The organism is Cellulomonas sp. RIT-PI-Y (assembly GCF_025642745.1).
In the GTDB taxonomy this organism is placed as follows: domain Bacteria; phylum Actinomycetota; class Actinomycetes; order Actinomycetales; family Cellulomonadaceae; genus Cellulomonas.
The window spans coordinates 1-7,567 of the sequence record NZ_JANZKP010000085.1 but is presented as its reverse complement, the minus strand read 5'-3'; the positions used below and the strand labels follow the sequence as shown (position 1 = coordinate 7,567).

8 protein-coding genes are annotated in these 7,567 nt (G+C 71.5%); 4 read left to right on the top strand and 4 right to left on the bottom strand.

The annotated features are described in order from the left end of the window. The 3 genes from OGL89_RS16585 to OGL89_RS16575 all read left to right on the top strand — a co-directional run. A partial coding sequence (locus tag OGL89_RS16585; RefSeq protein ID WP_263121282.1) for an NrtA/SsuA/CpmA family ABC transporter substrate-binding protein occupies positions 1-964 on the top strand: 964 nt, incomplete at its 5' end. Between the two features lie 60 nt (positions 965-1,024). Further along, positions 1,025-1,864, top strand: coding sequence for an ABC transporter permease (locus OGL89_RS16580; RefSeq protein WP_263121281.1), 840 nt, complete (start codon positions 1,025-1,027; stop codon positions 1,862-1,864). A gap of 10 nt (positions 1,865-1,874) precedes the next feature. Then, complete coding sequence (locus OGL89_RS16575) at positions 1,875-2,684, top strand: ABC transporter ATP-binding protein (protein ID WP_263121280.1); 810 nt, start codon at positions 1,875-1,877, stop codon at positions 2,682-2,684. Between the two features lie 3 nt (positions 2,685-2,687). On the opposite strand, the gene OGL89_RS16570 is transcribed toward OGL89_RS16575, so the two are convergent. The 4 genes from OGL89_RS16570 to dnaK form a co-directional block, all read right to left on the bottom strand. After that, positions 2,688-3,125: a helix-turn-helix transcriptional regulator gene (locus OGL89_RS16570; protein ID WP_263121279.1), complete on the bottom strand. Its 438-nt coding sequence runs from the start codon at positions 3,123-3,125 to the stop codon at positions 2,688-2,690. A gap of 62 nt (positions 3,126-3,187) precedes the next feature. Further along, the gene (locus OGL89_RS16565; protein ID WP_263121278.1) at positions 3,188-4,192 is read right to left on the bottom strand and encodes a DnaJ C-terminal domain-containing protein; all 1,005 of its coding nucleotides are present in this window, start codon (positions 4,190-4,192) and stop codon (positions 3,188-3,190) included. 88 nt (positions 4,193-4,280) lie between these two features. Further along, positions 4,281-4,877 carry a nucleotide exchange factor GrpE gene (grpE, locus tag OGL89_RS16560; protein ID WP_263121277.1) on the bottom strand — a complete coding sequence of 199 codons (597 nt, stop codon included), beginning with the start codon at positions 4,875-4,877 and terminating at the stop codon, positions 4,281-4,283. Then, complete coding sequence (gene dnaK / locus OGL89_RS16555; protein WP_263121276.1) at positions 4,874-6,730, bottom strand: molecular chaperone DnaK; 1,857 nt, start codon at positions 6,728-6,730, stop codon at positions 4,874-4,876. The genes grpE and dnaK overlap by 4 nt, the downstream gene beginning before the upstream one ends. A 252-nt stretch (positions 6,731-6,982) precedes the next feature. On the opposite strand from dnaK, the gene OGL89_RS16550 reads away from it, so the two are divergent. After that, positions 6,983-7,498, top strand: a complete 516-nt coding sequence (locus OGL89_RS16550; RefSeq protein ID WP_263121275.1) for a GNAT family N-acetyltransferase — start codon at positions 6,983-6,985, stop codon at positions 7,496-7,498. Positions 7,499-7,567 lie beyond the last annotated feature (69 nt).

Genomic DNA, 7,567 nt, shown 5'->3' with positions numbered 1-7,567 from the left:
CCTCGCCCTCGCGTCGACCGCCCTGGTCGTCGCGGCCCTGTCCGCCTGCAGCCCGGACGCCGCTGGCGGTGCCGCGGACGACGACGGCACCACCGTCGTGACGGTCGGCACCCTCAAGGGGCAGCCGCACCTCTACCACCCGTTCCTCTACCAGGACCTCGCGCCCGAGGGCGTGGAGTTCGAGGTGGTGCAGTTCGACACCTCGCCGGACATCAAGAACGCGGTGGTCAGCGGGAACATCGACTTCGGCGTCGCGGGTGTGCCGTCCGCCGTCTCCGGCAGCGCGGCGGGCCAGGACGTGGTCGTGGTCGCCGCGGCCGCGGACGGCGGGTCGGGGATCATCGGACGCGAGGGTCTGGACGGCATCGAGTCGCTGGCCGGGCTCACCGTGGGCTACCCCCAGGGCTCCTCGCAGGAGATCCTGCTCCGGCTGACCCTGGAGGCGGCCGGGATGGACGCCGACGAGGACGTCGAGCTGGTGAACCTCCCGTTCTCCGACATGGCGAGCGCGCTGGCCGCCGGCCGGATCGACGCCTTCTCCAGCGCCGAGCTCGGCCCGTCCACCGCCCTCCAGGCCGGCGCCGTGGAGGTCGCCTCTCCGTACGACACCCCCGTGGGCCGGGTGAACATCGGGCTCTACACCACCGGGGACCTGATCGAGTCCGACCCCGAGCTGGTCCAGCAGGTCGTCGACACCCACATCCGGGCCACCGAGCAGATGGCTGACGACACCCAGGCCTGGGCCGACGGTGTGGTCGCGGAGTTCGGCATCGACCAGCAGGTGGTGGACACCGCCGTGCAGAACATCTGGCCGCGCTGGGAGATCGACGACGAGTACACCGCCCAGGTGGCCGCGCTGATCGAGCAGATGACCGCGCTCCGGCAGATCGACGGGGAGGTGGACGTCGACGCGCTGATCGATCCCACCTTCGTCGAGGCCTCCGAGGCCGGCAGCACCTCCTGACCCTCCGGGTGGCCCGGACCCGGTCCGGGCCACCCCCCGTCCCGACCCTCAGGGAGTGCCATGAGCAGCACCCAGGCTCGACCCACCCTCGTCCGCCGTCGTCCGCGCGGCGCCACCTTCCTGCTCGCCCTGCCCGTCCCGGCGCTGATCCTGGTGTTCTGGACCATCGGGGTCCAGCAGGCGTGGGACCTGCCTTTCGGCATCCAGATGGGTTTCCTGCCAACGCCGTGGGAGGTCGGCCGCCGCCTGGTCGACCTGGCGGCGGGCGGCATCGTCGACGACGCGTTCAGCGGGACCCTGCCCGCACACCTGTGGGCCTCCACCCAGCGCGTGCTCGCCGGGTTCGGACTCGCCGTGGCGCTGGCGGTCCCGCTCGGCGTCGTGATGGGGCGTTACTCGCTGGCGTTCCGGATGCTCGACCCCACGGTCAACCTGGCCCGGCCGATCCCGGTGACCGCGTGGGCGCCGCTGACCCTGCTGATCATCGGCTACGGCGACGGCTCGGCCATCTTCCTGGTGTTCCTGGCCGCGTTCTTCCCGGTGCTGCTGAACACGATCGCCGGGGTCCGCCAGGTGCCGCCGCGGCTGATCGAGGCCGCCGCCATGCTGGGCACCCGTCCGGCGCAGGTGCTCTACAAGGTGGTCCTGCCCGCCTCGATGCGATCCATCGCGAGCGGTCTGCGGGTCGCGCTCGGACTGGCCTGGGTCATCCTGGTCGTGGGCGAGACCGTGGGGATCAGCACCGGGCTCGGCGCGATGATCACCCAGGCCCGCGACCAGTCCAAGACCGACCTGATCGTCGCCGGGATGATCGTGATCGGCCTGTGCGGGTTCGTGGCCGACCGACTCCTCAGCGGTGCCCTGACCCTCGTCACCCGCCGTCGCCCGACCCTCACCTGAGAGGACACGCATGCCTCACATCGGCACCGTCCGCCCCCGCCAGCCCGCCGACGTCCGCGTCCGCTCGCTGGGCAAGGAGTACCCGAGCCGCTCGGGCGCGCCCGTCGCCGCGATGGCCGACGTCGACCTGGAGATCCCGGCCGGCGAGTTCGTCTGCGTCGTCGGCGCCTCCGGCTGCGGCAAGAGCACGCTGCTGCGGATCCTCGCCGGGTTCGAGCACGCCACCGCGGGCAGCGTCGAGGTCGGCGGCCTGCCCGTCACCGGCCCCGATCCGGAGCGCGGGGTCGTGTTCCAGGACTACGGCCTGTTCCCGTGGCTCTCGGTCCGGGAGAACATCGCCTACGGTCCGCGCCAGGCGCGTCTGCAGCGTCCCGTGGTCCAGGAGCGCACCGACCGGTTCCTCGACGCCGTGGGTCTGACCCGGTTCGCCGACCGTTTCCCGAGCGAGCTCTCCGGCGGGATGCAGCAGCGGGTGGCGATCGCCCGGGTCCTGGCCAACGACCCGTCCCTGCTGCTGATGGACGAGCCCTTCGGCGCCCTCGACGCGCTGACCCGGTCGTCGCTGCAGGGCGAGCTGTCCCGGATCCACCGGGAGACCGGCACGACGGTGCTGTTCATCACGCACTCGATCGAGGAGGCGGTCTACCTGGCCGACCGGGTGGTGGTGATGGCGGGCGGGGCGGCGCACGGGGTACCCGGGCACGTGCGGGAGGAGATCCGGATCCCGCTCGGCCCGGACCGCGACGTCACGTCGGCGGAGTTCAACGCGCTCAAGCGCCGGATCTCCGCGCTGGTCCACCAGGAGGCGACGGCCGCGTAGGGCTCAGCGCCCGGTCGGCCGCCACAGCACGATCGCCCGCTCGGTCCGTTCCGCGGACTCGACCACGCGGTCCGCCACCGCGCGCCGGCGACGACTGCGGCCGATCGCCACCACGTCGCCGGACGGGTGCGCGGTGAACACCCGGCGCCCGGGCTCGGCCAGACCGCGCAGGTAGTCCACCTGGGCGGACAGTCGCTCGACCTCGGCCTGCAGATCCAGGATCCGCTTGATCCCGGCCAGGTTGATGCCCTCCTCCTGGGAGAGCCGCTGGACCTCGCGCAGGGTGGCGATGTCCCGCAGGGAGTACCGGCGGCCCCGACCACGGGTGCGCGCCGGGGAGACCAGCCCGAGCCGGTCGTACTGCCGCAGGGTCTGCGGGTGCATGCCCGCGAGCTCGGCGGCCACCGAGATCACGTACACCTGCGCGTTCTCCGCCGGCATCGGCTGCCCCTCTCCTCAGCTGTGGACCGCGGGGCGCCGGACCCGGCGCCCCGCGGCAGATCTCACGTCCCGGCCTGCGCGATCAGCTCGGCACGGGGGTCCTGACCGCCGGTCGCGGCCCGGAACGCCTCGACGGCCTCCTTCGCCGCACCGTCCAGCCGTTGCGGGACGACCACCTGGACGGTGACCAGCAGATCGCCGACCCCGGCCGAGGTGGTGATCCCCTTGCCCTTGACCCGCAGGGTGCGGCCCGAGGGGGTCCCGGCGGCGATCTTCATCGTGACGGTGCCACCGTCCAGGGTCGGCACCTGCACCTGGGCCCCGAGCGCCGCCTCGTCGAAGGTCACCGGCAGGGTGACCCGTAGGTTGTTGCCGTCCAGCGCGAACACCGGGTGCGGGGAGACCTTCACCGTGACCTCCAGGTCACCGGCCGGTCCGCCACCCTCACCGGGCCGGCCCTTGCCGCGGAGCCGGATCTTCTGGCCGTCCCGCACGCCCGCGGGGATCCGGGCCTTCACGGTCCGGCCCTCCACCCCGAGCGACACGGTCGACCCCTCGACGGCCTGGCGGAACGGCAGCGTGGTCACCGCGGACAGGTCGGTGCCGCGCCGCCCGCGGGTCTGGCCGCCGAAGCCGCCACCCCCGCCGCCGAACAGGCCGCCGAGGATGTCCTCGAATCCGCCACCCGTACTCGCGCCACCGCCGTTGCCGAACCGGACCCGCGATCCGCCCGGAGAGCCGGCGCCCCCGCCGAACACGCCACCGAACAGGTCCTCGAACCCGGCGCCGCCGGACGAGCCGCCCGCGCCACCGGCCTGGAAGCGAGCGCCCCCGGTCATGGCGCGCAGCTGGTCGTACTGCTGACGCTGATCGGGGTCGGAGAGCACCGCGTAGGCCTCACCGACCTCCTTGAACTTCGCCTCGGCCTTGGCGTCCCCCGGGTTGTGGTCCGGGTGCATGGTCCGGGCGAGCTTGCGGTAGGCCTTCTTGATCGTGGCCGCGTCCGCGTCCTTGGAGACGCCGAGAACGGCGTAGAAGTCCTTCTCCAACCAGTCCTGTCCGCTCATGACGCCTCCCTTCTCATCGTTGCCGGCTGCGACCCGGCCGCCGGGGTCACGACGGACCCCGGCGGCCGGATGCCGGTCTCGGAGCTGATCACTCCGGGTCGACCACGGCCACCCGGGCGGCGCGGACCACCCGCTCGCCCATCCGGTAGCCCGGCTGCAGCACCTGCTGGACGGTCGGCTCGGTGACCTCCGCCGAGTGACCGTGCATCAGGGCCTCGTGCACCGTCGGGTCGAACGGCTCCCCGGCGACGCCGTAGCGCTCGATCCCGAACCGGCCGAGGGTGGCCTCGAGCTTCTCCGCGATGGACGCGAAGGGGCCGGTGAGGTCACCGTGCTGGCGAGCGAGCTCGATGTCGTCGAGGACGCTGATCAGCGCCTCGGCGACCGACGCGACGCCACCGTCCCGAGCGGCCGCGTTGTCGGTCTTGGACCGCTTCACGTAGGCCGAGTACTGCTGCTCGAGGTTGTAGTAGTCGGCGTTCCGGCGCTGGAGCTCGTCCAGGCGCTCGGCGGCCAGCTTCTCCGCCTCGCTCAGCGCGTCCGGCTCGGCGCCGGCACTCGCGGCGACCTCGGCCTCCGCCAGCACCTGCTCCTCGGCCGTGGGCTCGCGCACCTCGCCGGTCTCCGGGTCGATGCGCCGCTTGTCGGTGAAGCGCGGGGTGTCCTCGGGGTGCTCTTCGGTCACTTCTTCTCACCCTCGTCGTCGACGATCTCGGCGTCCACCACGTCGTCGTCGGAGTCGGCGGCGGGCGCCTCCCCACCGGCGGGCTGGGCGGCCTCGTTCTGGTTCTGGGCGTAGAGCGCCTCGCCGATCTTCTGGCTGGCGGTCACCAGGGCGGACTGCTTGGCGGTGACCTCGGCCAGGTCCTCGCCCTCCAGCGCCTTCTTCAGGTCGTCGAGCGCCGAGCGGACCTCGGTCTTGACGTCCTCGGGCAGCTTGTCGTCGTTGTCGGTCAGCAGCTTGTCGGTGGAGTACACCAGCTGCTCGGCGGAGTTGCGGGTCTCCGCCTCCTCGCGACGCTTCTTGTCCTCGGACGCGTGCGCCTCGGCCTCCTTGACCATGCGGTCGATCTCCTCCTTCGGCAGGCCGGAGCCGCCGGAGATGGTCATCGACTGCTCCTTGCCGGTGCCGCGGTCCTTGGCGGAGACGTGCACGATGCCGTTCGCGTCGATGTCGAAGGTGACCTCGACCTGCGGCATGCCGCGCGGGGCAGGGGCGATGCCGGTCAGCTCGAAGGTGCCCAGCGGCTTGTTGTCCCGGGCGAACTCGCGCTCGCCCTGGAACACCTGGATCAGCACCGACGGCTGGTTGTCCTCGGCGGTGGAGAAGATCTCGCTCCGCTTGGTCGGGATCGCGGTGTTGCGCTCGATCAGCTTGGTCATCACACCGCCCTTGGTCTCGATGCCCAGGGACAGCGGGGTGACGTCGATCAGCAGGACGTCCTTGCGCTCGCCCTTGATGACACCGGCCTGCAGCGCGGCGCCGACGGCGACGACCTCGTCCGGGTTCACGCCCTTGTTGGGCTCGCGGCCACCGGTCAGCTCGCGCACGACCTCGGTCACCGCGGGCATCCGGGTGGAACCGCCGACCAGCACGACGTGGTCGATGTCCGCCAGCTTGATGCCGGCGTCGCGGATCACGGCGTTGAACGGCGCCTTGGTGCGCTCCAGCAGGTCCTTGGTCATCTCCTGGAACTGCGCCCGGGTGAGCTTCTCGTCCAGGTGGATCGGGCCGTTCTCGCTCATGGACAGGTACTGCAGGCTGATGTTGGTGCTGGTCGCGGAGGACAGCTCCTTCTTGGCCTGCTCCGCGGCCTCCCGCAGACGCTGCACGGCGATCTTGTCCTTGGACAGGTCCACGCCGCTGGAGTTCTTCACCTGCGACACCAACCAGTCGACGATCCGGTTGTCCCAGTCGTCACCGCCGAGCCGGTTGTCGCCGGAGGTCGCACGGACCTCGATGGTGGAGAAGTCGTCGTCCTTGCCCACCTCGAGCAGGGACACGTCGAACGTGCCGCCACCCAGGTCGAAGACCAGGATGAGCTCGTCCTCCTTGCCCTTCTCCAGGCCGTACGCCAGGGCTGCCGCGGTCGGCTCGTTCACGATCCGCAGCACGTTCAGCCCGGCGATCTGCCCGGCGTCCTTGGTCGCCTGACGCTCGGCGTCGTTGAAGTAGGCCGGGACGGTGATCACCGCGTCGGTGACCGGCTCGCCCAGGTACTCCTCGGCGTCCCGCTTCAGCTTGCCCAGCACGCGAGCGCTGATCTCCTGCGAGGTGTACTTCTTGCCGTCGACCTCGTCCGTGGTCCAGTCGGTGCCCATGTGGCGCTTCACCGAGCTGATGGTCCGGTCGACGTTGGTCACCGCCTGGCGCTTGGCGACCTCGCCGACCAGCACCTCACCGGTCTTGGAGAACGCCACGACGGACGGGGTGGTCCGGGAGCCCTCGGCGTTGGCGATGACGGTGGGCTCGCCGCCCTCGAGGACCGCGACCACGGAGTTGGTGGTACCGAGGTCGATGCCGACTGCACGTGCCATGTCTGTTGCCTTCCTTCGTCCTGCTGTCCAGGTCTGCGCGTCTGATCGGCGCCACGGAAGCGGCGCCTTGAGTCGTCCGGGCTCAAGTCTGCGGCGATCCAGTGCATCTGGCAACTTGAGCCGTCGAACTTGAGTCTGCCCTACTCAACTCTCGGGTTCCGAAGATTGTTCCCGGCGACCGGAGGCCCGCCGTCCCCCGCCTCCCCGGCCTGCTCCAGTGCAGCGCAAGAGGCGATCTGACACGCTGGCCCGATGGCACACCTCGACGCGACACACCCCGACACCGACGGTGGCACGACGATCCGACCGGCCTCCCCGGCCGATGCCGAGGAGATCGCTCGCGTCCACGCCGCGTCCTGGCGGGAGACCTACGGTCGGTTCGTGGCGGACCCGGATCGCAGCCCCTGGTTCGCCGTCGAGCCCCGGATCGGGATGTGGCAGACCACTCTGCGCGAGCACGTCCTCACCACCGTGCTCGCCGTCGACCCGGTCGGCGACACCGTGGGATTCGCCGCCGCCCGTACGTCCACGGAACCCGAGGCCGTCCGGCCGGAAGAGCTCTCGATGCTGTACGTCCTCGCCCGCGAGCACGGGAGCGGAGTCGGACAGGCGCTCCTGGACGCGGTGCTCGGCGATCGGCCGGCCTCGCTCTGGGTGGCGGCCGACAATCCCCGTGCCCGGGCCTTCTACCGGCGTAACGGGTTCGAGCCGGACGGCGCGACGTCGGCCTTCGGCCCGATCCCCACCACGGTGCGGCTGGTGCGCTGATCGGCGAGGAACGCGCGGCGCGAGGACCACGGGTCGCGGCCCCGGACACGACGAAAGGCCACCCCCGAT